We start from the raw sequence: 25202 nt of genomic DNA on the forward strand, positions 1-25202 counted from the left end.
CCCCGGGCATTCGTTCCCCAGACATTCGCGTCCCGGACATTCGCGCCCCCGCCTCGGCCCTTCAGCCCGCGCGCTTGTTCATCAGTGCCACGGCCACGCGCGAGTTGGGCTTGCGCTGCAGGAAGTCACTGATGTAGATGCCTGCATCGACCAGCTTGTCCAGATCGATGCCGGTCTCGATGCCCATGCCCTGCAGCATGTAGACCAGGTCCTCGGTGGCGACATTGCCGGTTGCGCCCTTGGCATAGGGGCAGCCGCCCAGGCCGGCGATGGAAGACTGGAAGTTCCAGATGCCCAGCTCCAGCGAGGCCAAGGTGTTGGGCAGCGCCTGGCCATAGGTGTCGTGGAAATGCCCGCTGACATGGTCAACATCGAAATACTGCAACGTGGCCTCCAGCGCCTTTTGCACTTTGATCGGCGTGCCCACGCCAATGGTGTCGGCCACATCCACGCGCTCCACGCCAATGCCCTTCATCAGCTCGGCCAGGTAGGCCACGCGCGAAGGCGCAATCTCCCCTTCATAGGGGCAGCCGACGGCGCAGCTCATCGCACCACGCACGGCAATGCCGGCAGCCTTGGCCGCGTCCACCACGGGGGCAAAGCGCTCGATGCTCTCGGCAATCGAGCAGTTGATGTTGCGCTGGCTGAAGGCCTCGCTGGCCGCGCCAAAGACCACGATCTCATCGGGCTGCGAGGCCACGGCCGCTTCATAGCCCTTCAGGTTCGGGGTCAGCACCGAATAGCGCACACCGGCCTTGCGCGCCAGCCCCGCCATCACCTCGGCGTTATCGCCCATCTGCGGCACCCACTTGGGACTGACAAAGCTGGTCACCTCAATCTCGGTCAGGCCTGCCTCCTGCAGCCGGTGGGTCAGCTCGATCTTCACGGCGGCCGGCACTGGCGATTTCTCGTTCTGCAGGCCGTCACGGGGGCCGACATCAATCAATTGGACACGTTGGGGGTAGCGGGCCATGGGGCGTCTCCTGGAGTATTTCTCAAAAACGGGGGGCGGAATCAGTATCCGCGATCGGCATAGACCATGCCGCCAGGCTTCTCTCCGGCGGCAAAGGCCTGGAGCTTGTGCAGGATCTGCTGCAAGGTCTCTTCGGGCAAGGTGCGGGCGGAGCTGTGGGGGGTGATGCGGATCCGCGGATGCTGCCAGAACGGGTGGCCGGCGGGCAGCGGCTCGGTGCGGAACACGTCCAGTGTGGCGCCTGCGACCTGGCCGCTGTCCAGCGCCGCCAGCAGGTCGGCATCGACCAGGTGCGCGCCGCGCGCCACATTGATCACATAGGCGCCCGGCTGCAGCTGCGCCAGCAGGCTGGCGTCGATGATGTTCTCGGTCTGCGGGGTCAGCGGCAGCAGGTTGACGAGGATGCGTGTGGCGCTCAGAAAGGCCGGCAGTTGGGCACTGCCTGCATAGCAGTCCACACCAGCGATCTGCTTGGGCGAGCGGCTCCAGCCGCGCACCGGAAAATCAAACTGCGCCACCGCCCGGGCCACGCGCTCGCCCAGCACACCCAGGCCCATCACGCCGACGGGAAAATCGCTGCGCAAGCGCAAGGGCTGCTGTGCCCAGACGCCGTCGCTTTGCTGGGCGCGGTACGGCGCCAGGTCGCGGAAATGGTCGATGACCGCATGGCAGACATACTCGGCCATCTGCACGGCCATGCCGGCATCTTCGAGCCGGAGCACCGGCACGCCAGGCGGCAGCCGGCGCGCGAACAGCGCATCGACGCCGGCACCCATGTTGAAAATGGCCTTGAGGCCCGCGCCTTGCTCGTCCAACAGCTGCTGCGGCGGCTTCCAGACCAGCGCGTAGTCGGCCTGGGCCATGCCCGGGGTCCAGCCGCTGGCGTCCGCCTGGGGCAGGTGCAGCCGAATCGCGTCCAGCCAGGGCTGGAGCGCATCGCTGTCGGTGTAGACGAGAATTTTCATGGCCGGCATTTCAGCACAGAAAGCAGCGCAGCGCCGTCACAGACAGCGCAGAGGCGCATACGTCAGGACGCAGCGACCTGCAGCTTGAGCAGCTCGGCGCCTTCGGTCACCTGGTCGCCGGGTGCAAACAGCAGCTCCAGCACCTCGCCATCGGCTGGGGCGGCAATCGTGTGCTCCATCTTCATTGCCTCCATCACCGCCAGCGGCTGGCCCTTGCTGACCTTGTCGCCCGCCTTGACCGCAAACGACACCACCTTGCCCGGCATCGGCGCCGTCAGGCGCCCGCCTTCGCTGCCAGCGTCGCCGGCATGGGCCAGCGCATCGATGGCGGTGATCTCGGCCGCACCACGCGGAGCAAACACATGCACCACCTCGCCCTGCTGCCAGGTCTGCACCTGGTCGCGCTGGCCGTTGAACTGCAGCTCCACCAGCTCGCCGTTGGGGCTGAACTGCAGCGGGCCGGTGGCATCGCCCACCGTCAGCACCAGGCCGCCCGCCTCGTAGCGCAGCGCCGCCTGCAGCTTGTCGCCGCCAAACTCAAAGTCAAAACGGCGCTCGGTCACGCCATGCGATTGCCAGCCGTCGCGGCGGCTGAAGGGGTCGTTGCTCTCGGTAGCGCGCTCCTGCAGCAGCTCGGCCACCACGGCAGCGGCCGCAGCGGTATCCAGGCCCAGGCCGCGCGGCTTGAAGAGCAGCGCCTCTTCGCGCTGGATCAGTGCCGTATCGAGCTTGGCCTGGCCAAACGAGGGCGTGGCCAGGATATGGCGCAGAAACTGCACATTGGTCTGCAGGCCGACGATGCGCACGGCCGCCAGCGCCGCATCCAGCCGTGCCAGCGCCTGGGCGCGGTCTGCGCCATGGACGATGAGCTTGGCGATCATGCTGTCGTAGAACGGGCTGATGGCATCGCCTTCGCGCACGCCATCGTCAATGCGCACATCGCTGATCGCAAAACTGCTGCAGTCGGGCTTGCGGTAGACATGCAAGGTGCCGGTGGCGGGCAGGAAGTTGTTGTCCGGGTTCTCGGCGCAGATACGCGCCTCGATCGCGTGGCCGCTGATCTTCAGCGCGGCCTGCTGCTTGGGCAACGGCTGGCCGTTGGCCACCAGCAGCTGCCACTGCACCAGGTCCTCGCCGGTGATGGCCTCGGTCACCGGGTGCTCGACCTGCAGGCGCGTGTTCATTTCCATGAAGTAGAACTTCATCGCCTCGGGCTGGTCGTAGCCGCCGGGCTGCTCGACGATGAATTCCACCGTGCCCGCACCCACATAGCCCACGGCCTTGGCCGCTGCCACCGCCGCCTCGCCCATCTGCTGGCGCAGTGCGGCCGTCATGCCGGGCGCTGGTGCCTCTTCCAGCACCTTCTGGTGGCGGCGCTGTACTGAGCAGTCGCGCTCGAACAGGTAGACGCAGTTGCCTTGCGTATCGCCAAACACCTGGATCTCGATATGGCGCGGGCGCAGCACGTATTTCTCGATCAGCACCGCATCATTGCTGAAGCTGTTGATGGCCTCGCGCTTGCAGGATTCCAGCGCGGCGGCAAAGTCCTCGCTTTTTTCCACCAGGCGCATGCCCTTGCCACCGCCGCCGGCGCTGGCCTTGATCAGCACCGGGTAGCCGATGCGGTCGGCCTCCTTGTGCAGCAGGGCCGGGTCTTGCCCTGCGCCGTGGTAGCCCGGCACCAGGGGTACGCCGGCCTTTTCCATCAGCTGCTTGGATTCGGCCTTCAGGCCCATCGCCCGGATGGCGCTGGCAGGCGGGCCGATGAAGACCAGGCCCGCAGCGGCGCAAGCGGCGGCAAAGTCCTCGTTCTCGCTCAGAAAGCCGTAGCCGGGGTGGATGGCCTGGGCGCCGGTGGCCTGGGCGGCCTCGATGATGCGTTCCCAGCGCAGGTAGCTGTCCTTGGGGGCGCTGCCACCGATGTGCACGGACTCGTCGCAGGCGGCCACATGCTTGGCATGGGCGTCGGCATCAGAGTACACGGCCACGGTCTTGACACCCATGCGGCGGGCGGTAGCGGCGACGCGGCAGGCAATCTCACCACGGTTGGCGATCAAAATTTTCGAGAACATACAACAATCTCCTCAGTCTTCTTCCCTGTCCCCGGCCCGCCTTCGCAAGCCCTGGGTCAATATCGTTGGTGATCCGCGCCGGTGGCGGCCAGGGCCACCGGCTCTTCATGGCCGAGCCACCGGCGAATCCGGCGCACCACAGCCCGCAAAAACTTCCACAGCGCCCAGGTCATCACCCACATCAGCACCAGCACCACGGCCAGCGCCACCGCAAACACCAGCGGGTGGTTGATGGCCAGCCACACTGCGCCGACCGACACCCCGTCTTCCAGCAGGCTCGCCCCCCAATTGGAGAACGGCTCCGGGCTGGTGTTGATCGCCGCGCGCGTGGTGGTCTTGGCCACCTGGCTGCTCAGCGCCAGGGTGCCGCCCATCAAGGCGGCCGCCGTGGCCATCGTCGCGTTGTCGGTACCAAACACGCTGGCGGCCAAGGCCGCGCCAGCGGGCACACGCACGACGCTCTGCACCACATCCCAGACCGAATCCACGCCGGGGATCTTGTCGGCAAAGAACTCGACAAACAGCAGCGCGCCACTGATGACCAGGATCACCGGCTGCTGCAGCACCGTCAGCCCGCCGGGCAGGTGCAGCACGCCCGTCGCGCCCAGCATGCCCGTCACAAACACCACCGCGTAGAGCCGAAAGCCACTGGCCCAGCCCAGCGCGGCCGCCAGGGCCATCAGCTGGCCCCAGTCCCACTGCGCCATGGCCTGGCCCATCTGGCCGGCCACCTGGCCGACCTGGTCGGCCGCCTGCCCCACCGTTTGGGCGGTGTCCTTGTCCAGATGCAGGCCCATGCCGTGCAGCCAGTTGACGATGGTGTTCCAGGTATCCATGGTGGGGGCTCCTCAGTGCCAGTCAGCAAACGCGCTGTTTATAGCGCCAACGCCTGCTTGCTGTCTGCCATCCAAGGCCGTGTTATGCGTACTTCAGCCTCCCAGCCAGCTGGGTTTGCGTTTGTTCAAGAATGCCTGCACGCCTTCCTTGCCTTCGGCGCTGGCGCGGATATCGGCAATGCCGGCCACCGTCTCGGCGATCAGCGCCTCGTCCATCTCGCGGCCGGCCACATCGAGCACCAGCTTTTTGCAGGCCTGCACCGCTGCCGGGCTGGCGCTCAGCAGGTGCTTGAGCAGGCCGTCCACAGCGCTGTCCAGCGCCTCGGCCTCCACCACCTGGTGCACGAAGCCGGTGCGCAGTGCTTCAGCGGCGTCAAAGCGCTCGCCGGTCAGAAAGTAGCGGTGCGCCGCACGCGGGCCCATCGCGCGGATCACATAAGGGCTGATCGTGGCCGGGATCAGACCGATCTTCACCTCGCTGAGGCAAAAACCGGCATGGCTGGCCGCCACCGCCATGTCGCAGCAAGCGACCAGACCCATGCCGCCGGCGTAGACATCGCCTTGCACCCGCGCGATCGTCGGCTTGGGGCAGGTGTAGATCACGCGCAGCATCTCGGCGAGCTTGCCGGCATCGACCAGGTTCTCCTCACGGGTGTAATCGGCCATCGCGCGCATCCAGTTCAGGTTGGCGCCGGCGCAAAAGGCCGGGCCTTCGGCGGCCAGCACCACGGCGCGGACCTGGGCCTGCGCCCCCACCCAGCTGAAGGCGCGGGTGATGTCGGCAATCACCTCGTCGCTGAAGGCATTGCGGACATCGGGCTGGGTCAGCGTGATGGTGGCCACCGGCCCAGCGGCTTCGACGGTCAGAAATGTGCTTTTCATGGTGTCCTCTCTGTCTCAGGGCATTACATGCGGAAGACGCCGAACCTGGTGTCTTCGATCGGTGCATTGCGGGTGGCTGCCAGGCCCAGCGCCAGCACGCGGCGGGTATCGGCCGGGTCGATGACGCCGTCATCCCACAGGCGTGCCGAGGCGTAGTAGGGGTGGCCCTGGTCCTCGTACTGCTGGCGGATGGGTGCCTTGAAGGCCTCCTCCTCCTCCGCCGTCCAGGCGCCGCCCCGGCCCTCGATGCCATCGCGCTTGACCGTGGCCAGCACGCTGGCCGCCTGCTCGCCGCCCATCACGCTGATGCGTGCGTTCGGCCACATCCACAGGAAGCGCGGGCTATAGGCCCGGCCGCACATGCCGTAGTTGCCGGCGCCAAAACTGCCACCGATGATGATCGTGAACTTGGGCACGCTGGCCGTGGCCACCGCCGTCACCAGCTTGGCGCCGTGGCGGGCAATGCCCTCGTTCTCGTACTTGCGGCCCACCATGAAGCCGGTGATGTTCTGCAGGAAGACCAGCGGAATCTTGCGCTGGCAGCACAGCTCGATGAAGTGCGCGCCCTTGACGGCCGACTCGCTGAACAGAATGCCGTTGTTGGCGATGATGCCGACCTCCATGCCCTCGACCCGGGCAAAGCCGCAAACCAGGGTTGCGCCAAAGCGGGCCTTGAACTCGTCGAAATCGCTGCCATCGACAATGCGGGCGATGATTTCGCGCACATCGAAAGGCTTGCGCGTATCGACGGGGATCACGCCATACAGCTCATCGGCCGGGTAGGCCGGTGCCTGCGGCGCCTTGTCCGCGGCATGGGGCTGCTTGGCCTTGTTCAGATGGCTCACGGCCTTGCGGGCCAGCGCCAGCGCATGGGTGTCGTTGTCGGCCAGGTGGTCGGCCACACCCGACAGGCGGGTGTGCACATCCCCGCCGCCCAGGTCTTCGGCGCTCACCACCTCGCCGGTCGCAGCCTTCACCAGCGGTGGGCCACCGAGGAAAATCGTGCCCTGGTTCTTCACGATGATGGACTCATCGCTCATCGCGGGCACATAGGCGCCGCCGGCGGTGCAGGAGCCCATGACCACGGCGATCTGCGCAATGCCCTGGGCCGACATATTGGCCTGGTTGTAGAAGATGCGGCCAAAGTGCTCGCGGTCGGGGAAGACCTCGTCCTGGTTGGGCAGGTTGGCGCCGCCCGAATCGACCAGGTAAATGCAGGGCAGGCGGTTTTGCGCCGCCACTTCCTGCGCGCGCAAATGTTTTTTAACCGTCATCGGGTAGTAGGTGCCGCCTTTGACCGTGGCATCATTGCACACGATCATGCAGTCCACCCCGCTGACCCGGCCCACGCCGGCAATCAGGCCCGCGCCGGGCGCATCGTTGTTGTACATGTTCAGTGCAGCCAGTGGTGCCAGCTCCAAAAAGGGCGTGCCGGGGTCCAGCAGCATCTGCACGCGGTCACGCGGCAGCAGCTTGCCCCGGCCCAGGTGCTTGGCCCGTGCGGCTTCACCACCGCCTTGCGCCACCTTGGCAGACTGGGCCCGCAGGTCCTCCACAATGCTGCGCATGGCTTGCGCATTGGTCTGAAAATCTGCCGACCGGGCATTCAGCTGGGTTGCGAGTTTGCTCATGCTTGTCCTCTTCAATGTTCTAGCGTTCCGTTCAGAAACGCGTTTTCTTTAAAAATAGTCTGCTGCCAAACGAATCCGCACCATGCACACCGTCGAAACCGTCCTGCTCGTCCTGATGATCGGTGCCGTCACCGGCATCATTGCGCGCTACATCCGGGCCATACCGCTGCCGCTGATCCAGATCATGCTGGGTGCTGCGCTGTCCTGGCCGCAACAAGGCCTGCATATCGATTTCGATCCCGGCCTGTTCATGCTGCTGTTCATTCCGCCGCTGCTGTTTGCCGACGGCTGGCGCATTCCCAAGCGCGAGTTCTTTGCGCTGTACCGCCCTATTTTGCGGCTGGCCTTTGGCCTGGTGCTGTTTACCGTGATTGGCCTGGGCTACCTGATCCACTGGATGATTCCGGAGATCCCGCTGACCGTGGCCTTTGCGCTGGCCGCCGTGATATCGCCCACCGATGCGGTGGCCGTCTCGGCCATCACGCGCAACCTGGGCATGCCGGCCCACACCATGCATGTGCTCGAAGGCGAGTCGCTGCTCAACGATGCCTCGGGCCTGGTGGCGCTGAAATTCGCCATCGCCGCCACGTTGACCGGCGTGTTCTCCTGGACCCAGGTCACGCAGGAATTTCTGTGGATCGCGCTGGGCGGCCTGGGCGTGGGTGCGGCGGTGGGCTGGGGCTTCAGCTACCTGCGCGATACCGTCACCCGCCGCCTGGGCGATGTGGCGGCGACCCAGATGGTGCTGCTGCTGGTGCTGCTGCCGTTTGCAGCCTACCTGCTGGGTGAAAAGATTGGCGTCTCCGGCATTCTGGCGGCCGTGGCCGCTGGCGTGGCCACCAATTTTGGCGATCTGAACCGGGCCGACTACATCTCCGAGCGCATGCAGACCGCCGGTACCTGGGCGATGGTCGAATCGGCCTTCAACGGCGCGATCTTCCTGCTGCTGGGTCTGCAGCTGCCGTCGATCATTGGCGTGACCTTGCGCGATGCCGGCCATGACTGGTGGATTCTGGTGGGCTATGTGGCCATCATCTCGATCGCGCTGCTGGCGCTGCGCTGGATCTGGCTGATGCTGGGCGTCAGCCGCAGCCTGCACAAGGCCCACCAGGCCGGCAAGCTGATCAAGAAACCCGATCTCTGGCTGAACCTGGCCACCACCTTGGCGGGCATTCGCGGAGCGGTCACGCTGGCCGGTGCGCTGTCCGTGCCGCTGCTGCTGAACAACGGCCAGCCGTTTCCGGCAAGGGACATGCTGATCTTTCTGGCCACCGGCACGATCTTGTTCACCCTGGTGATCGGCAGCATCGGCCTGCCGCTGGTGCTGCGCCGCGTGCAGGCGGTGAGCGAGCCCGAATCGGTGCGCGAAGAGCGCCAGGCGCGCATTGCAGCCTGCCGCGCAGCGATCAACAGCCTGGCGATGAGCGATGACGATGCCGCCCAGCAGCCCACCGAATGGCAGGCCCAGCAGCATGAAATCGAAGGCCGCATTGCGCGCGAATACCGCAACCGTATCGACCTGCTCGACGAAGAGCGCACGCCCGAATCGGCCGAGGTGCAGGACCTGGCCACGCCTGACGCCGTGCAGGAGCGGCGCCTGCGCTATGTGGCCGAGCTGGAGATGCGGCTGAACTGCATCAAGGTCGAGCGCCACACGATCTACGCCGAGCGGCACAACAACCGCATCAATGACGAATCGCTGCGCAGCCTGGTCCAGGAGCTGGACCTGAGCGAGATCACCTTGCGCAAGCGCCTGGAAGTGGCCCGCCGCGCCGCTGCCAAGCAGGCAGCCAAGCTGGAAGGGCATTGATCGTACAGGCGGTTGCTGCATGGCGGCGCTCTGCGCGGTTCAGGCCGTCTTGCTCACATCCAGCTTCAGCGATTCGATCATCGCCTCGCGGATCTTGAACTTCTGGATCTTGCCGGTCACCGTCATCGGGAAGGCCTCGACAAACTCGATGTAGCGCGGCACCTTGTAATGGGCCACCCGGCCCTTGCAGTAGCTGCGCAGTGCCTCGGCATCCAGGCTTTGGCCGGCCTTGACGATGACCCAGGCGCAGAGCTCTTCGCCAAAGCGGCTGTCGGGCACGCCGACCACCTGTACATCCTGCACCTGCGGGTGGGTGTAGAGGAACTCCTCGATCTCGCGCGGGTAGATGTTCTCGCCGCCCCGGATCACCATGTCCTTGATGCGGCCGACGATGTTCACATAGCCTTCGGCATCCATCGTGGCCAGGTCGCCGGTGTGCATCCAGCCATCGCCATCGATGGCCTCGCGCGTCTTGGCCTCGTCGCCCCAGTAGCCATGCATGACGGAGTAACCGCGCGTGCAGAGCTCACCCGATTGGCCGGGGGCCACGGTCTCGCCGGTCTCGGGGCTGACGATCTTGACCTCCAGGTGCGGATGCACCTTGCCGACAGTGGAGACGCGCTTGTCCAGCGGCGTATCGGTCGAGCTTTGGCAGCTGACCGGGCTGGTCTCGGTCATGCCGTAGGCGATGGTGATCTCGGACAGATGCATCTGGCTGACGACGCGCTTCATCACCTCGATGGGGCAGGGGGAGCCAGCCATGATGCCGGTGCGCAGGCTCGACAGGTCGAACTCGGCAAAACGCGGGTGGTCCAGCTCGGCGATGAACATCGTGGGCACGCCATGCAGGCCGGTGCAGCGCTCGGCCTGCACCGTCTCCAGCACGGTCAGCGCATCAAAGCCATCATTGGGGTAGACCATGGCCGCACCATGCGTCATGCAGGCCATATTGCCCAGCACCATGCCAAAGCAATGGTAGAGCGGCACGGGGATGCAGAGCCGGTCCTCTTCGGTCAACCGCATCGCCTCGCCAATGAAATAGCCGTTGTTGACGATATTGCGGTGGGTCAGGGTGGCGCCCTTGGGAAAGCCGGTGGTGCCACTGGTGAACTGGATATTGATCGGGTCGTAAGGCGTCAAGGTGGCGCCGATCTGCGCGACCTGCGGGTCGGCTGCCTCACCGCTGGCGATAAAGCGCGAGAAGCGCTGCATGCCCGGCTGCTCCTGGCCCTGGCCTGCGACATCGATCCAGACCACCAGGCGCAGATCGGGCAGCGCCGCGATCTGCAGTGCGGCGCTGCCTTGTGTCTCCAGCTCCGGCGCCAGCGCGCGCACCATGCCCAGGTAGTCGCTGGTCTTGAAGCGCTCCATCACGAACAGCGCCTTGCACTGCACCTTGTTCAGCGCATAGGCCAGCTCGGAGGTGCGGTAGGCCGGGTTGATGTTGACGAGGATGATGCCCACATGGGCGGTGGCCAGCTGCAGCAGCACCCATTCCACATTGTTGTGCGACCAGATGCCGACCCGGTCGCCTTTGGCGATGCCGGCACGCAGCAAGGCACTGGCCAGTTGCTGCGATTGCGCCAGCAGCTGCTGGTAGCTCAGGCGCAGGCCCTGGTGGCGGCTGATGAGCGCATCACGCGCGCCAAAACGGGCCGCCGTCTCGCTCAGTTGCTGGCCGATGGTCTTGTTCAGCAGGCGCGGCTCGCTGGCGCCCCGTGCATAGCTGCTGGTCAATCTGGTCTCGCTCATGGTGTCTCCTGTCCGCCGCCCAACCAGCCGGGCCGGCGGCCTTTTTCCTTGTCTTTCAGCATACGCGAGCGTGCCGCGCAAATGATGGCAGGATGGTTGCAAATGTCGCCAGTACAATGGCCCTGCTTGGCGCTATTTAAACCCCACCCTCCATGCCCAAACCCCTGCCCTCTTCTGCCGTCGTGCACCACCCCGCAGTCACGCCCATTGCCTTTGTCCGGGCAATCGCCCGTGCCTACCAGCACCGGGGGCTGAGCGCGGATCGTGCGCTGCAATTGGCGCAAATCGATCCCTTGGCGGTCGAAAAAGACGGCCCCGGCATCACCGCCTTGCAGTTCGAAACCCTCTCCGACGCCGCCATGCAGGAGCTGGACGACGAGGCCCTGGGCTGGTTCAGCCGCCGCCTGCCCTGGGGCAGCTATGGCATGCTGGCCCGCGCCTCGCTCACCAGCCCCAACCTGGGGGTGGCGCTCAAGCGCTGGTGCCGCCACCATGGCCTGCTCACCGATGACCTGGCGCTCAGCCTGCAGGTGCAGGGCGAGACGGCCACGGTCGAGATCATCGAACACACCGGCCTGGGTGAGCTGCGCGAGTTCTGCCTGGTCTCCATGCTGCGCAATATGCATGGGCTGTCGAGCTGGTTTGTCGATTCGTCGCTGCCGCTGTTCAAGGTGAGTTTTCCGTTCGACGCACCCGCCCATGCCGATGTGTATGCGCTGCTCTTCCCTGGCGATGTGCAGTTTGGCGCACCGGTCACCCGCATGCAGTTTGATGCGCGCTACCTGGCCTTGCCGATTGCCCGCGACGAAGCGGCGTTGCAGCGCATGCTGCAGCGCGCGCTGCCGCTGACCGTGCGTCCCTACCGCCGCGACCGGTTGATGGTGCAGCGCGTGCGCCAGCTGCTGGCGGCCGACCCCTCGGCGATGCACAGCGCCGACAGCCTCTCGGCCAAGCTGCACCTGTCGCTGCGCACACTGCACCGCCAGCTCAAGGATGAGGGCGCATCGCTGCAGGCCCTGAAGGACGAGGTGCGGCGCGAACGCTCGCTGACCCTGCTCCACCGCAGCAACCGGCCGATCAAGCAGATCGCGCAGCTGGCCGGCTTCAGCAATGACAAAAGCTTTATCCGCGCCTTCCGCACCTGGATGGGCATGTCCCCGGCCGAGTATCGCAAGAGCACCCGGCCGCCGGCCTGAGGCTCCGCAGATACGGGCCTGACACCGGCCCGATTTGCAACCTGGCTGACACCTGCAGGGCAGCCACTGGCGTCCATTCGTGCCAAGATGGCGGCACAACATCGGATGGAGACTTGCTGTGATCGAGCTGTACCACTGTGTGAGCGCGCGCTCGTTCCGCGCGCTATGGATGCTGGAAGAGCTGGGCCTGCGCTACCGGCTGCAGATGCTGCCCTTTCCGCCCCGCGCACTGGCCAAGCACTATCTGGCGCTCAACCCGCTGGGCACCGTGCCGCTGCTGATCGACGGCGACACCCGCATGACCGAGTCCGCCGCCATCTGCCAGTACCTGGCCAGCCGCGACCCCGCGCAGCGCCTGGACGTGCAGCCCAGCGACCCCGCCTATGGCAGCTACCTGAACTGGCTGCACATGTCCGATGCGACCTTGACCTTTCCGCAGACCCTGGTGCTGCGCTACCAGTTCTTTGAGCCCGCCGTGCGGCGCCAGCCCCAGGTAGCCGAAGACTACGAGCGCTGGTTTCTGGGCCGGCTGCGCGCGCTGGAGACCGCTGCCCAGGCGATGCCGGACAACCAGCCCTACCTCTGCGCAGGCCGCTTCACGGCCGCCGATGTGGCCGTGGGCTATGCGCTGATGCTGTCGGACTACCTGGGCATGTCGTCCCAATGGGGGCCGGCCACCCAGCACTACTGGATGCAGCTGCAACAGCGTGCCGCCTTCCTGCGCAGCCTGGAGGCCGAAAAGCAGGCCGCGCTGGACCAGCAGATCGACCCCATTCCGTCGCCGTTGATCCGGCCCTGACCTTGCCTGGAAGCCCTCGACATGATCGCCATCACCGACCAGACCACCATTGGCCAGGCACTGCAGGCCGCCATGGCGCGCTACCCCGACCACAGCCTGCTGGCAGTGCCGGCCAACCCCAAGCGCAGTTACCTGCCCGAGGGCTGCGAGTTCAGCTACACGCAGGCCGGCGCCCATATTGCGCGGCTGCAGGCGAGCTACCAGGCGGCCGGCTATGGCGTGGGCCACCGCGTGGGGCTGTTTCTGGAAAGCCGGCCCGAACACCTCTGGCACAAGCTGGCGATGAACAGCCTGGGCATCTGCTGTGTGCCCATCAACCCCGACTACAAGCGCCGCGAGCTGAACTACCTGATCGACCATGCGCAGCTGGATCTGGTCGTCTGCCTGCCCGAGCGGCTGGAGGCGCTGCAGCAGTCCCTGCAGGACACGCGCAACCAGCCGGCGCTGGTCTGCACCGATCCGCAAGATGGCAGCGCCATCACACTGCCAGCAGCACGCTCGCAGCCCTCGGGCCGCTTGAGCGCCGATACGCCTGCGAGCATCCTCTACACCTCCGGCACCACCGGCCAGCCCAAGGGCTGTGTGCTATCGCATGCCTATGAGCTGGCCGCTGGCAAGTGGTATGCATCCCACCCCGGCCATGTGTCGATCCAGGAAGGCCGCGAGCGCCTGTTCAACCCGCTGCCGCTGTTCCATGTCAACGCCTCCATCCTGTCGTTCTACTGCATGCTGCTGAGCGGTGGCTGCCAGATCCAGACTGACCGCTTTCAGCCCAGCCGCTGGTGGGAAGAGGTGGCCAGCAGCCGCGCCACCATCGTCCACTACCTGGGCGTGATCATTCCGCTGCTGCTCAAGCAGCCGCCGTCCGACTGGGAAAAACAGCACTGCGTGCGCTTTGGCTATGGCGCGGGGGTGGAGCCACAGCTGCATGCCGCTTTCGAGCAGCGCTTTGGCTTTCCGCTGATCGAGCTGTGGGGCATGACCGAGGTGGTGCGCACCCTCTCCGACCATGGCGACGACCGCCAGGTGGGCACACGCTCCTTTGGCCGGGGTGCGCCCGGGCTGGAGGTGCGGGTGGCCGATGAGAGCGGCCAGCCGGTGCCGCCCGGCACGCCTGGCGAGATGCTGGTGCGCCACTCGGCCGAGACGCCGCGCAAGCATTTTTTCAGCGAATACCTGGACAACCCCGAAGCCACCGCCAAGGCCTGGGAGGGCGGCTGGTTCCACACCGGGGATGTCGTGGTGCAGGACCCCGATGGCCTGCTGCACTTCATGGACCGGCGCAAGAACATCATCCGCCGCTCTGGCGAGAACATTGCGGCCGCCGAGGTGGAGGCCGTCCTGCTGTCCCACCCCAAGGTGCACCAGGTGGCCGTTCTGGCCGCGCCCGATGACATCCGCGAAGAAGAGGTGCTGGCCAGCATCGTGCTGAGTGAAGGCGTGGCGCCCGGCACTGCCATCTGCCAGGAGCTGTTCGCGTTCTGCCAGCAGGAGATGGCCTATTACAAGGTGCCAGGCTGGTGGTGGTTCACCGACGAGATCCCCACCACCGGCACGCAGAAGATCCAGAAGCACCGGATTCTGGCCGCAGGCCAGGATGTGCGCAGCCTGCCCCAGGTGCTGGACATGCGGGCGCACAAAAAGCGCTGACGGCGCCGGGCCCGCTGCTGCAGGGCGAGGAGTGCCGGGAGTCTAGCCTGCGCGGCGCAGCAGATCGGCGCCCTTTTCGCCAATCATCATCGTGGCCGCGCAGGTGTTGGCCGAGGTGATCTCGGGCATCACCGAGGCATCGATCACCCGCAGCCCCCGCAAGCCGTGCACGCGCAGCTGGGCATCGACAACGGCACCCGCCTCGGGCCTGGGCCCCATGCGCGCCGTGCCGTTGAGGTGGTAGGACGACACACCGTAGCGGTAGATGAAGTCCAGGATCTCGTCATCGGACTGCACCTGCGGCCCCGGCATGACCTCGTCCACCCGGTAAGGCGCCAGCGCCTGGCTCTGCAGCAAGGCGCGGGCCAGCCGCACGCCCCGGATCAAGGTCTGGCGGTCGCCCTCGTCCTCCAGATAGCGTGGCTGCACCACCGGATCGGCCAGTGGGTCGTTGGAGGCCAGCTGCACCGTGCCCATGCTCTGGGGCCGGTGCTGCCAGACGCCACAGGTCATGCCCGGAAACACATCGAGCTGGCCCACATAGCCTTCACGGTAGCTGGCCGGTGAGAACACGCCTTGCAGATCGGGCCGCTCCAGCCCTGGCTGCGAGGCCGCGAACCAGTGCACCACCGAGGGGCTGAGCTGCAGGATATTGGGTTTGCCGCGCAGCCATTGCCAGGCCTGGCCCCAGAGGCGTGGCACACGTGCCAGCTCGTTGATGGTGGTGGCGTTCTTCACCGAGGCGACCAGCCGCACCGAGAAATGGTCCTTCAGGTGCTGGCCCACACCGGGCAGGTGCACCTGCGTGGCAATGCCCAGCGCGCGCAGCCGCTCGCCATCGCCAATGCCCGACAGCTGCAGCAGCTTCGGTGTATTGATGGCGCCGGCGCTGACGACCACCTCGCGCCGCGCCCTCACCTGGCGCCGCACACCATCCTGCAGGTACTCCACACCGCAGGCGTGGCCGCCCTCGACCAGAATGCGCAGCGCCTGCGCGCCGGTCCGCACATCCAGGTTGCCGCGCCGCACGGCCGGGCGCAGAAAGCAGCCGGCCGTGCTCATGCGCCAGCCGTTGTGGATGCTGCGCTGGAAATAGCCCACGCCTTGCTGGTAGGCACCGTTGTAGTCGGGGTTGCGCGCCAGGCCCTGCTCGGCGGCGCCTTCCAGAAAGGCCTCGCAAATCGGGTGCGGCCAGTGCGGCAGGCTGACCTTGAGCGGGCCGTTGTGGCCGCGCAGTGCCGGATCGCCGCCATCGACAAAATGCTCGCTGCGCTGGAAATACGGCAGCACCTCGTCATAGGACCAACCGGCATTGCCCTGCGCGGCCCAGCCGTCGAAATCCTCGCGCTGGCCCCGGTTGTAGACCAGGCCATTGATGGAAGTGGAGCCGCCCAGGGTCTTGCCCTGGGGCAGCGGAATGCGCCGGCCAGCGGTGCGCTCCGTCGGTTCGGAGCTGAACTGCCAGGCCACCGCCGGGTTGAAGATCACCTTGATGAAGCCGGCCGGCAGCTTGAGGTAGGGCCGGTGGTCGGGCGGGCCGGCTTCAAGCACGCAGATGCGCAGTGCCGGGTCTTCGCCCAAGCGGGCAGCGACGATGGCTCCGGCCGCGCCGCTGCCGACCACCACATAGTCAAAACTGTCGGCGGCCGGCGCGCTCATGCATGGGCTCCCAGGTACGCGGCACGTACCTTGGGGTCGCGCCGCAGATCGGCTGCTGCGCCCTGCAACGTGAAGTGGCCGGTCTCCAGCACATAGGCGCGGTCGGCCACGGCCAGCGCCTGGTTGGCCATCTGCTCGACCAGCAAGATGGTCACCCCCTGCGCTTTGAGCTGGCGCACGATTGCAAAGATCTCCTTGACGATCAGTGGCGCCAGGCCCAGCGAGGGCTCATCGAGCAGCAACAGTTTGGGCCGCGACATCAGTGCACGCGCAATCGCCAGCATCTGCTGCTCGCCGCCCGACATGGTGCCGGCCATCTGCGCGCGGCGCTCCCGCAGCCGGGGGAAGGTGTTGAACTGCTGCTCCACATCGGCGGCAATCGCGGCGGCGCCATCCTTGCGGTGGTAGGCGCCCAGCAGCAGGTTGTCATGCACGCTCTGGTCGGCAAACACCTGCCGCCCCTCGGGCGACTGGGCGATGCCAAAGGGCACGCGCAGGTGGCCGGGCATGCGGGTGATGTCCTGGCCCAGGAACTCGATGCGGCCCGCCGCTGTGGGCTCCAGGCCCGAGATGGCCTTCATCAGGGTGCTCTTGCCCGCGCCATTGCCACCGATGATGGTGACCACCTCACCGGCATGCACCTGCAGCGACACCCCTTTGAGCGCCTGCACGGCACCGTAGTGCAGCTCCAGCGCCTCGACACGCAGCAATGGTGTTTGCTCAGGCATGGGTGCCTCCGTTCATCGCTTCGTCCTCGGATTCATCGTCGCTGCCCAGGTAGGCCGCAATCACACGTGGATTGCTTTGCACCTGCTGGGGCGTGCCTTCGGCAATCTTCTGGCCGTAGTCGAGCACGATCACGTGGTCGGACACGGCCATCACCAGGTCCATGTGGTGCTCGATCAGCAGCACGGTAATGCCCAGATCGCGGATGCGCGCAATCACCTGGATCAGCTCCTGCGTCTCCTGCGGGTTGAGGCCGGCGGCCGGCTCATCGAGCAGCAGCAAACGCGGGTGGGTGGCCAGCGCGCGCGCCAGCTCCAGCCGGCGCTGCAGGCCATAGGGCAGGCTGCCTGCGGTATGCAGCGCCTTGTCGCGCAGCTGCAGGCGGTCGAGGATCTGCAAGGCTTCATCCCGCGCAGCCAGTTCGGCGCGCCGGGCCTTGCCCACCCCGATCAGGCTGGCAAAGAAGCCCGCCTGGATATGCGCATGCAAGCCGACCTTGACGTTGTCGAGCACCGTCATGTCACTGAACAGCCGCAGGTTCTGGAAGGTGCGGCCCAGGCCCATGCGGGCAATCCGGTTGGGCGAGACACCGACAATGCTCTGCCCCGCGAACTGGATGGTGCCGCGCTCGGGCACCACAATGCCCGAGAGGATGTTGAGCAACGTGGTCTTGCCCGCACCATTGGGCCCGATCAGCGAATGCACATGGCCGGGCTTGATGCACAGATCCACCTCATTGGTTGGCACCACGCCACCATAGGCCTTGTAGATGCCGCGGCCGTCCAGCAAACCCTCGCTGCCGGTACTGGCCAGCGGCGCGGCCGATTTGAGCTGCCAGGCCGGCAGATCACGCGGCAGCTGCGGCGTGGGCAGCAGGCCGGGCGCATATTTGCGCGCCAGGCTGCGCAAGGTTCCGGCCAGGCCATTGGGCATGGCGTACAGCGCAAACAGCAGCAGCGCACCATAGGTGAAATGCTGCACACCTGGCCAGCGCGACAGCAGCGAATCGAGCAAGGTCAGCACCACCGCACCCAGCAGCGGGCCATAGACGGAATTGCCGCCAAACAGCACCACCAGCAGGAAGAACACCGACAGGTTGAAGGTGATGAAGTCGGAGTTGATGTACTGGTTCTGCTGCGTGATCAGCGCACCGGCGATACCGCAGGTAAAGGCGCTGATGACAAAGGCCAGCACCTTGAACTTGTAGACGCTGACGCCGACGCTCTCGGCCGCCACCTCGGCGGTGTTGACGGCCATGAAGGCGCGGCCAAAGCGCCCGGCCAGCAGGTGGCGAAACATCAGATGCAGCACCACGCACAGCGCGAGCACAAACCAGACCCAGTGCGACGAGGCAAACATCTGATCGCCGAGCTTCAAGGGCACCACGCCATAGATGCCCTGCTGGCCGGCAAACACATCCTGCCATTCGGAGACCACCTTCTCGACCACGATGCCAAAGCCGATGGTCACCATGGCCAGCGCCGGGCCCTTGACCCGCAGCGCAGGCAGCGCAATCACCACGCCAAACAGACCAGCCAGCACGCCGGCCATCGCAAACGCGGCCCAGGGATTCCAGCCCCAGCGGGTGGTGAGCAGGGCCACCGCATAGGCGCCCACGGCAAACAGGCCGGCATGGCCGAGCGATTTCTGGCCGGTGTAGTTCACCAGCACATTCAGCCCGGAGGCGGCGATGTAGTTCACCCCGATCAGAAAGACGATGCGCAGGTAGAAGTCGTTGCTGGTCATCAGCGGGATGGCGGCCACCAGCGCCGCCACCAGGGCCAGCCAGCCGTAGTGCTTGATCTCGCTGTTCATCAGACTTTCTCCACGATCTTCTGGCCCAGCAGGCCCTGGGGCCGCACCACCAGCACCACGATGATCAGCAAGAAGATGCTGATCTCGCGCATCTCCGCCTGCCACAGGCCCACCAGCGCTTCAATCAGGCCCAGCACAAAGCCGCCCAGCATGCAGCCGCGCGGGCTGGTCAGCCCTCCCAGAATGGCCGAGGAGAAAGCCTTGAGTGCCAGGCTCATGCCCATGAAAACCGATGCCGTGGTGATGGGCGCAATCAGCAAACCGGCCAGGCCCGCCAGGCTGGAGCTGATGACAAAGGCCAGCACGACGATGGCCGTCACATTGATGCCCATCAGGGTGGCGGCGCTGCCGCTTTGCGCCACCGCGCGCACGGCCTTGCCGATGCGGGTATGGCGCATCACATAATCGAGCGCGAGCAGCACGGTCACGCTGCAGACCAGCACCAGCACCTCCTGGGGCAGCACACCGGCATTGCCGATGCGCAGCACCTCGCTGCCCAGCGGCGAGGGCATGACCAGAGGGGCAGGACCCCAGATGGCCAGCGCCGTGTTCTGGATGATGATGCCAAAGCCGATGGTGCTCATCACCCAGGCCATGCCGCCACGCCCCACAAAGGGCCGCACGGCGGCGTAGTACAGCAGCAGGCCCAGCAGCGCCAGGACGGCCATCGTACCCAGCAGGCTGAGCACATAGCGCCACAGGCTGACATCGGCGGGCAGCAGGCTGTCGGTGATGTTCTTGCCGGCGAGCAGCAGCAGTACCGAGACCGCGACAAACGCGCCCGCGACCAGGAACTCGCCCTGGCCAAAGTTCAAGGTCTTGGTGGTGTTGAAGGTGATGTTGAAGCCCACCGCCACCAAGGCATAAATACTTCCCAAGGCCAGCCCGCTAAAGACCGCCTGCAGTATCGAATCCAGCATACGTACCCCAGACACTTTGCCGCTAAAAAAACCAGGCCTGCGTGCCGCATGGGGCGGGCGCAGGCCTGACGAGCCGATGCCTTACTTCTTCAGATCCGCTGGTGTCAGCGACTTGTAGACACTGTCCTCAAAGCGCACCACGTCGCTGCCCTTCCAGCGGGCGAGGTAGAAGTCGCTCACGCTCAGGCCTTCATGGTTGGTCTTGCTGAAGGGCTTGTCGTAGGTCTTGATGACGCCGTCGGTTCTGTTCAGGTTTTCCAGCGCAGCGGCAACCTTCTCGCCATCGGTGCTGTTGGCCTGCTTCATCGCTGCGGCCAGCAGCATCACCGAGTCATAGGCCTGGGCGGCGCAGGGGAAGGTCGTCAGGGTGGGGAAGTTCACACGCACGCGCTGGCCCAGGGCCTTGGTCTTGGCGGAGGTGTCTTCGGTCGTCGAGGCCGCCATGATCAGGTGCTCGGCCAGCTTGGTGCCCGCCATCTTGGGCAGCAGCGAGCTCAGGTTGCCCCAGGTGCCCAAGGTCGTGGGCATGTAGTTGATCTTCTCCATGCTGCGCAGCACCTGGGCGGCGCCGTCGGCAATGCCGTAGATGATCACGGTGTCCGCGCCTGCCGCCTTGATCTTGTTGAGCTGCGAGGTCATGTCCGTGTCCTTCGGACCGTACTTCTCGACCGCCACGGGCTTGACGCCGTGCAGCGCCAGAATCTCGGTCGCATCCTTGATGCCGCCCTGGCCGTAGCCGGTGGAATCGGCGAGGATCGCGATCTTCTTGTCCTTCGAGGCCTTGACGGCATAGGCGCCCAGCAACGCGACCTGTTCGCGGTCCACCATCGAGATGCGGTAGAGGTAGTTCTGCGGTTCTTTGGCGTAGCGGGTGGTGATTTCGGTGGCGGTACCAATCGGCACGATCACCGGCACCTTCTTTTGCTGCGGAATATGCAGCCAGGCCAGCGCGTTGCCGGAGTTGGCCGGCCCCACGATGCCGCTGACCTTTTCACTGTCGATCAGCTCCTGCACGGTCTGGATGGCCTTGGGCGGTGTGCCCTGGTCATCGCGGATGACACCGACCAGCTTGCGGCCCATGATGCCGCCGGCCTTGTTGATGTCTTCGATGGCGGCTTCAAACCCCCAGCGGCCGGAAATGCCCAGCTCGGCCACGCCGCTGGCCGATTGGTCGGCGGTGTAGCCGATCTTGATGTCCTGGGCCTGTGCCGAAAAGGCGAAAACGCTGGCTACCAACGCCGCAGCCTTCGTCAGACGATAGACGAGCTTGTACATGTTTGTCTCCTTGCTTTGTTGTCAAAATCTCTTTGTCAGCCTCGTCTGCACGCACGAGGCCCTTGTCTTCTTCAATATAGCGGCGGATGCCGCAATCGCTCTTCTGGCTTACTCCTAGGTAAGAGTTCGTAACTACAACCCCTTAGTTCTGGTGATCGGCCAGCAGCAGATCGGCCGCTTTTTCGGCAATCATCATCGTCGGCGCACCGGTATTGCCCGATGGCATGGCCGGCATCACCGAGGCATCGGCGACCCGCAACCCGGCCATGCCATGCACACGCAGCTGGGGGTCGACCACGGACTGGCCATCGCCCGCCGCGCCCATGCGGCAGGTGCCCATGAAATGCCAGGCGGTACTGCCTCGCTCACGGGCAAACTGCAGCAGTTCCTCGTCCGATTGCAGCTGGGCGGACGGCGCCTCGTCGCTGGCCACATAGGGTGCCAAGGCGGCGCTGTGCAGCAAGCGGCGGGCTTGGCGCAGGCCTTCGACCACCAGGCGCTGGTCGGCGTCATGGTGCAGGTAGTGCGGCTGGATCACCGGGCTGTCCCAGGCATGGGCGGAGGCCAGGCGCACATGGCCCTGGCTCTGGGGGCGCAGCTGGTAAAAGCCCAGGGTCATGCCGCGAAAGCCATCGAGCTGGCCGGCAATGCCGGAGGCATAGCTGCCGGGTGAGAAATGGAACTGAAAATCCGCCCGCGCGCCTGGCGCCTGTGCCGATGAGAAGGCATAGGCCACCGAAGGGCTGATGGCCAGAATGCTGGGCTTGCGGACCAGCCAACGCGCCACCTGGCCCCAGAGCCGCCAGCCCCGTGCGGTGGTGTTCAACGTCGGCGCGTTCTGCACCCGCACGATGGAGCGCAGCATCATATGGTCCTGCAGGCCTTCGCCGACGCCGGGCAGGTGCTGCTGCACCGCAATGCCCAGATCCTGGAGCCGCTGCGCGTCGCCCAGGCCCGACAGATTCAGCAGCTTGGGCGAATTGATGGCCCCGGCCGCAACAACCACTTCGCGGCTGGCCTGCAGGCGCCGCAGCGGGCCGCCAGGCTCGGCCGCATACTCCACGCCGGTGACGCGTGTGCCTTCCATCACCAGGCGGCTGACCTGGGCGCGGCAGATGACCCGCAGGTTGGAGCGCCCCTTGGCAGGCCGCAAAAAAGCCTTGGCGGCGCTGACCCGCCAGCCCCGGTGGATCCAGCGCTGGTAATAGCCTGCGCCCTCTTGCTTGGCCGCGTTGTAGTCCTTGCCGGAGGGGATGCCCAGGCTGGCTGCGCCGGCGATAAAGGCATCGCACAGCGGATGGCGCCAGTCACAGTCGGTAATGGGTAGCTCGCCTTCGAGCCCGCGATAGTTCACGTCACAGAGGGCCAGGCGCCGCTCCGAGCGCTTGAAGTACGGCAGCACCTCGTCATAGGACCAGCCTGTGGCGCCCTGGGCTGCCCAGTCATCGTAGTCCTGGGCCTGGCCGCGCACATAGTTGAAGCCGTTGACGGCGCTGGAGCCGCCCAGGGTGCGGCCCAACTGAGCGACGACCTCGCGGCCCAGGGTGGCGGCATCGGGCTCGGTCTTGAATGGCCAGGTGTAGCGCGGGTTGTAGCCGACCTTGATAAAGCCGGCGGGGATGTGGATGTAGGGGTGGTGATCGGGTGGACCAGCCTCCAGCAGACACACCTGGAAGCGGCCCGATGCGCTCAGGCGGTTGGCAAGGATGCAGCCAGCCATGCCGGCACCGACAATGATGAAGTCAAACGCCGCATCCCACTCATGCACAGGCCCCATAACAACTCCAGGTGGCAACCAGACGAAAAGTCTAGGTGCAGCCTGGGATCAGGCCTGTCGCTTCAGTGTCCGCCTCTGCGCCTGGTAGGCACCGTCATGCTCAGGCCGCGAGGGCCGAGGCGCGCGCCACGCGCTGCGGCAGATCGTCCATGTGTTCAAAGAACTGGCTGGCACCGGCTGCCGCCAGATCGGCCTGCGAGCAGACTGCATGCGCAGGCGGGTGGTAGGCCCATACGGTAGCGCCGGCCGCCACACCGGCCTGGGTGCCGGTCACGCTGTCTTCGATCACCAGACAGCGCTGCGGATCGGCACCCAGCGCAGCAGCCGCAGCCAGGTAGACATCGGGGAAAGGCTTGGTGCGCGGCATCTCATGGCCGCTGAAAATACGGCCTTCAAAATAGGGCAGCAGGCCGGCAATGCGCAACTGCATCACCACCTTCTTGCGGTCGGCACCCGATGCGCAGGCGATCTGCCCGTTGAACTGGGCATGCAGGGCCTTGATCGCTTCCACCGCACCGTCGATGGCTTTGACATCCTGCTCCAGCGCTGCATTTCGGCGCGCATAGAACTCCTCCATCCAGGCATCGGTCAGCGGCTTGCCGGTGTGGGCCTCGATCAAGTCCTTCTGGCTGCGCACCATCTTGCCGATGAACAGCTGCAGGCAATCCTCGGACGACAGCACCCAGCCCGCCTCATTGAGCATCGTGCACAACACCCGGTTGGTGATGACTTCGCTGTCCACCAACACACCATCGCAATCAAACAGCATGGCCTCAAAGCCTGCATTGGGGTTCATTTTGGGATCCTCGAAAAACAGGTGGTGATCAGAACTGGTCACCATCCAGATAAAACCAACGGCCTTGTTCCTGTACGAAGCGGCTGCGCTCATGCAGGCGCACCGCGCGGCCTTGCAGCTTGTAACGGGCGACAAACTCGACCTCGGCATGGCTGCCATCCACCGGCTCGAAGGCCTTGACCTGCAAGCCCAGCCAGCGGCACTGCGGCTCAAAATCCAGCTGAGACGGGCGGGTAGAGGCATGCCAGGTCGCCAACAGGTAGGCACGCTCCTCGAGCACAAAGGCGCTGTAACGCGACCGCATCAGGTGCTCGGCATCCGGTGCTGGCATGCCCTCGAAATCCGCTATGAAGCGGCCGCAACAGGCGCTGTAGGCGGCCCCGGATTCACAAGGGCAGGCGGGCTGCGCGGCCAATGGGGGTTTCTTGGCCATGGCTTAGCGCAATGCTCCAAAGACCTTGCGCACGGCGGCATTGGCGCTGCCCAGCGGGTTCTGGCGAATCGCGCGCTCCTGCTCGCCAATCACAGCGTAAAGGCCATCGAGGGTCTTGCCGGTCACATACTGGTTCAGATCCAGTGCATCGCTGGAGACGCCAAAGCCCGCTGCCTTGCCCGCCAGCTGGTTGTACTGCTGCACGACACCCACCTGACCAGTCGCCTGGGTCACCACCGGCAGAAACCGCTGGGTCAAAGGCTGGCATGTTTTTTCCATAAAGAACGTGGTTACCGAGCCTTCACCGCCGCTCAGGATTCGCTTGGCATCGTCCAGCGTCATGCGCTGCACGGCATCCAGCAGCACATCCTTGCCCATCGGAACGGCCAGCTCCGCCGCCCGGTTGATGCCCTGCTCCACCTCATCTACATAGCGGCCCTGGCCAAAGCGCCGCATCATCTTGGCCGCCTCACCCATATAGCCAGGCAGCGGAATGCGGAGCTGGGGGTTGTTGAAAAAGCCCCCGTTCTGGCCTAACTGAGACACCGCCACCTGCGCACCCTGGGTCAGCGCAGCCTTGATGCCCTGGCTCGCATCGGTATGGGTCAGATCGGCGAGCGAGAGCGCGAAAGCCGGAGATACCGCAGCGGCACCGCCCAGCAGCGCCAATAGATGCAGCAGACGGCGGCGCTGCGCTTGGCGCAGACAGCTTTGCTCTGTCATGGCAGTCCTTGAAACACAAACAGCTATTGTGCCAAACACCGCCATCCAGCCGTGCACCAAGGTGCTTGCCTGCCCGCGCTGAAGTGCAAAAGAGGGTCAGCCGGAAGCTGGGTCCGGCTGCGAGATAGCGCGGCGCAAAAGAAAAACCCCTCTACTCGGGAAGAGCAGAGGGGTTGATCAGTATAAAAGCCTGACGATGACCTACTTTCACACGGGAATCCGCACTATCATCGGCGCGAAGTCGTTTCACTGTCCTGTTCGGGATGGGAAGGAGTGGTACCAACTTGCTATGGTCATCAGGCATAACTTTTTGCTTCTTGGCCGCTTGGCGCTGATCGGTCGATCAGGGCGTTGCTGCTTTCGAAGCGAATTCATAGAGTCTTATCAGCTAAATTTGATTGCGCTTTGGGCATAACTGCAGTTGCAGTGTTTCTTTGCTTGGGCCCCCATCTAAGGGAGGGGCCGATCAAAGTTATAGGGTCAAGCCGCACGAGCAATTAGTATTGGTTAGC

Annotated in this window: 20 protein-coding genes and 1 rRNA gene; 4 read left to right on the plus strand and 17 right to left on the minus strand. The window is 65.4% G+C overall.

From position 1 onward, the window contains the following. Positions 1–61: 61 nt before the first annotated feature. The 6 genes from ACCQ08_RS17790 to ACCQ08_RS17815 all read right to left on the minus strand — a co-directional run bounded on the left by ACCQ08_RS17790 (position 62) and on the right by ACCQ08_RS17815 (position 7359). The gene (locus ACCQ08_RS17790; RefSeq protein WP_373450548.1) at positions 62–973 is read right to left on the minus strand and encodes a hydroxymethylglutaryl-CoA lyase; all 912 of its coding nucleotides are present in this window, start codon (positions 971–973) and stop codon (positions 62–64) included. Positions 974–1014: 41 nt separating this feature from the next. Further along, entirely contained in the window at positions 1015–1938 is a 924-nt protein-coding gene (locus tag ACCQ08_RS17795; protein WP_373450549.1) for a 2-hydroxyacid dehydrogenase, read from the minus strand. Positions 1939–2000: 62 nt separating this feature from the next. Continuing rightward, positions 2001–4010 (minus strand): biotin carboxylase N-terminal domain-containing protein, encoded by a 2010-nt coding sequence (locus tag ACCQ08_RS17800; RefSeq protein ID WP_373450550.1) that lies wholly within the window; start codon positions 4008–4010, stop codon positions 2001–2003. Positions 4011–4066: 56 nt separating this feature from the next. Then, positions 4067–4846 (minus strand): DUF4126 domain-containing protein, encoded by a 780-nt coding sequence (locus ACCQ08_RS17805; protein ID WP_373450551.1) that lies wholly within the window; start codon positions 4844–4846, stop codon positions 4067–4069. A gap of 93 nt (positions 4847–4939) precedes the next feature. Continuing rightward, a complete protein-coding gene (locus ACCQ08_RS17810; RefSeq protein WP_373450552.1) occupies positions 4940–5728 on the minus strand; it encodes an enoyl-CoA hydratase/isomerase family protein in 789 nt (262 codons plus the stop codon). A 23-nt stretch (positions 5729–5751) separates the two neighbouring features. After that, positions 5752–7359, minus strand: a complete 1608-nt coding sequence (locus tag ACCQ08_RS17815; protein WP_312529224.1) for a carboxyl transferase domain-containing protein — start codon at positions 7357–7359, stop codon at positions 5752–5754. Positions 7360–7441: 82 nt separating this feature from the next. Here ACCQ08_RS17815 and ACCQ08_RS17820 point away from each other — a divergent pair, with 82 nt between their 5' ends. Beyond that, positions 7442–9169: a Na+/H+ antiporter gene (locus ACCQ08_RS17820; protein WP_373450553.1), complete on the plus strand. Its 1728-nt coding sequence runs from the start codon at positions 7442–7444 to the stop codon at positions 9167–9169. A 39-nt stretch (positions 9170–9208) separates the two neighbouring features. Here the strand turns inward: ACCQ08_RS17820 and ACCQ08_RS17825 are convergent, their stop codons facing one another. Then, positions 9209–10921, minus strand: a complete 1713-nt coding sequence (locus tag ACCQ08_RS17825; RefSeq protein WP_239810629.1) for an AMP-binding protein — start codon at positions 10919–10921, stop codon at positions 9209–9211. A 152-nt stretch (positions 10922–11073) separates the two neighbouring features. On the opposite strand from ACCQ08_RS17825, the gene ACCQ08_RS17830 reads away from it, so the two are divergent. The 3 genes from ACCQ08_RS17830 (at position 11074) to ACCQ08_RS17840 (ending at position 14566) form a co-directional block, all read left to right on the plus strand. Then, entirely contained in the window at positions 11074–12117 is a 1044-nt protein-coding gene (locus ACCQ08_RS17830) for an AraC family transcriptional regulator (RefSeq protein WP_373450554.1), read from the plus strand. A 118-nt stretch (positions 12118–12235) separates the two neighbouring features. Further along, entirely contained in the window at positions 12236–12916 is a 681-nt protein-coding gene (locus ACCQ08_RS17835) for a glutathione S-transferase family protein (RefSeq protein WP_373450555.1), read from the plus strand. A gap of 21 nt (positions 12917–12937) precedes the next feature. Beyond that, complete coding sequence (locus tag ACCQ08_RS17840) at positions 12938–14566, plus strand: AMP-binding protein (protein ID WP_312529222.1); 1629 nt, start codon at positions 12938–12940, stop codon at positions 14564–14566. 42 nt (positions 14567–14608) lie between these two features. Here ACCQ08_RS17840 and ACCQ08_RS17845 read toward each other — a convergent pair whose 3' ends face one another. From ACCQ08_RS17845 to rrf, 10 genes are all read right to left on the minus strand, one after another. Beyond that, on the minus strand, positions 14609–16225 hold the full coding sequence (locus ACCQ08_RS17845; RefSeq protein ID WP_373450556.1) for a GMC family oxidoreductase: 1617 nt from the start codon (positions 16223–16225) through the stop codon (positions 14609–14611). Beyond that, entirely contained in the window at positions 16222–16953 is a 732-nt protein-coding gene (locus ACCQ08_RS17850; RefSeq protein WP_043338144.1) for an ABC transporter ATP-binding protein, read from the minus strand. The genes ACCQ08_RS17845 and ACCQ08_RS17850 overlap by 4 nt, the downstream gene beginning before the upstream one ends. Beyond that, complete coding sequence (locus ACCQ08_RS17855) at positions 16946–18766, minus strand: ATP-binding cassette domain-containing protein (RefSeq protein WP_373450557.1); 1821 nt, start codon at positions 18764–18766, stop codon at positions 16946–16948. The genes ACCQ08_RS17850 and ACCQ08_RS17855 overlap by 8 nt, the downstream gene beginning before the upstream one ends. Further along, positions 18766–19686: a branched-chain amino acid ABC transporter permease gene (locus ACCQ08_RS17860; protein WP_239810622.1), complete on the minus strand. Its 921-nt coding sequence runs from the start codon at positions 19684–19686 to the stop codon at positions 18766–18768. The genes ACCQ08_RS17855 and ACCQ08_RS17860 overlap by 1 nt, the downstream gene beginning before the upstream one ends. An 81-nt stretch (positions 19687–19767) precedes the next feature. After that, a complete protein-coding gene (locus tag ACCQ08_RS17865) occupies positions 19768–20961 on the minus strand; it encodes an ABC transporter substrate-binding protein (RefSeq protein WP_373450558.1) in 1194 nt (397 codons plus the stop codon). A 142-nt stretch (positions 20962–21103) separates the two neighbouring features. Further along, positions 21104–22738, minus strand: a complete 1635-nt coding sequence (locus ACCQ08_RS17870) for a GMC family oxidoreductase (RefSeq protein ID WP_373450559.1) — start codon at positions 22736–22738, stop codon at positions 21104–21106. Positions 22739–22838: 100 nt separating this feature from the next. Further along, entirely contained in the window at positions 22839–23534 is a 696-nt protein-coding gene (locus ACCQ08_RS17875; protein WP_312529215.1) for an HAD family phosphatase, read from the minus strand. A 28-nt stretch (positions 23535–23562) separates the two neighbouring features. Further along, positions 23563–23967, minus strand: a complete 405-nt coding sequence (locus ACCQ08_RS17880; protein ID WP_373450560.1) for a YchJ family protein — start codon at positions 23965–23967, stop codon at positions 23563–23565. 3 nt (positions 23968–23970) lie between these two features. After that, positions 23971–24690 (minus strand): DUF4197 domain-containing protein, encoded by a 720-nt coding sequence (locus ACCQ08_RS17885; protein WP_373450561.1) that lies wholly within the window; start codon positions 24688–24690, stop codon positions 23971–23973. A 188-nt stretch (positions 24691–24878) separates the two neighbouring features. Further along, positions 24879–24991 (minus strand): 5S ribosomal RNA (gene rrf / locus ACCQ08_RS17890). Positions 24992–25202: the final 211 nt, after the last annotated feature.

Source organism: Comamonas sp. SY3, assembly GCF_041730275.1.
In the GTDB taxonomy this organism is placed as follows: Bacteria; Pseudomonadota; Gammaproteobacteria; order Burkholderiales; family Burkholderiaceae_C; genus Comamonas; species Comamonas sediminis.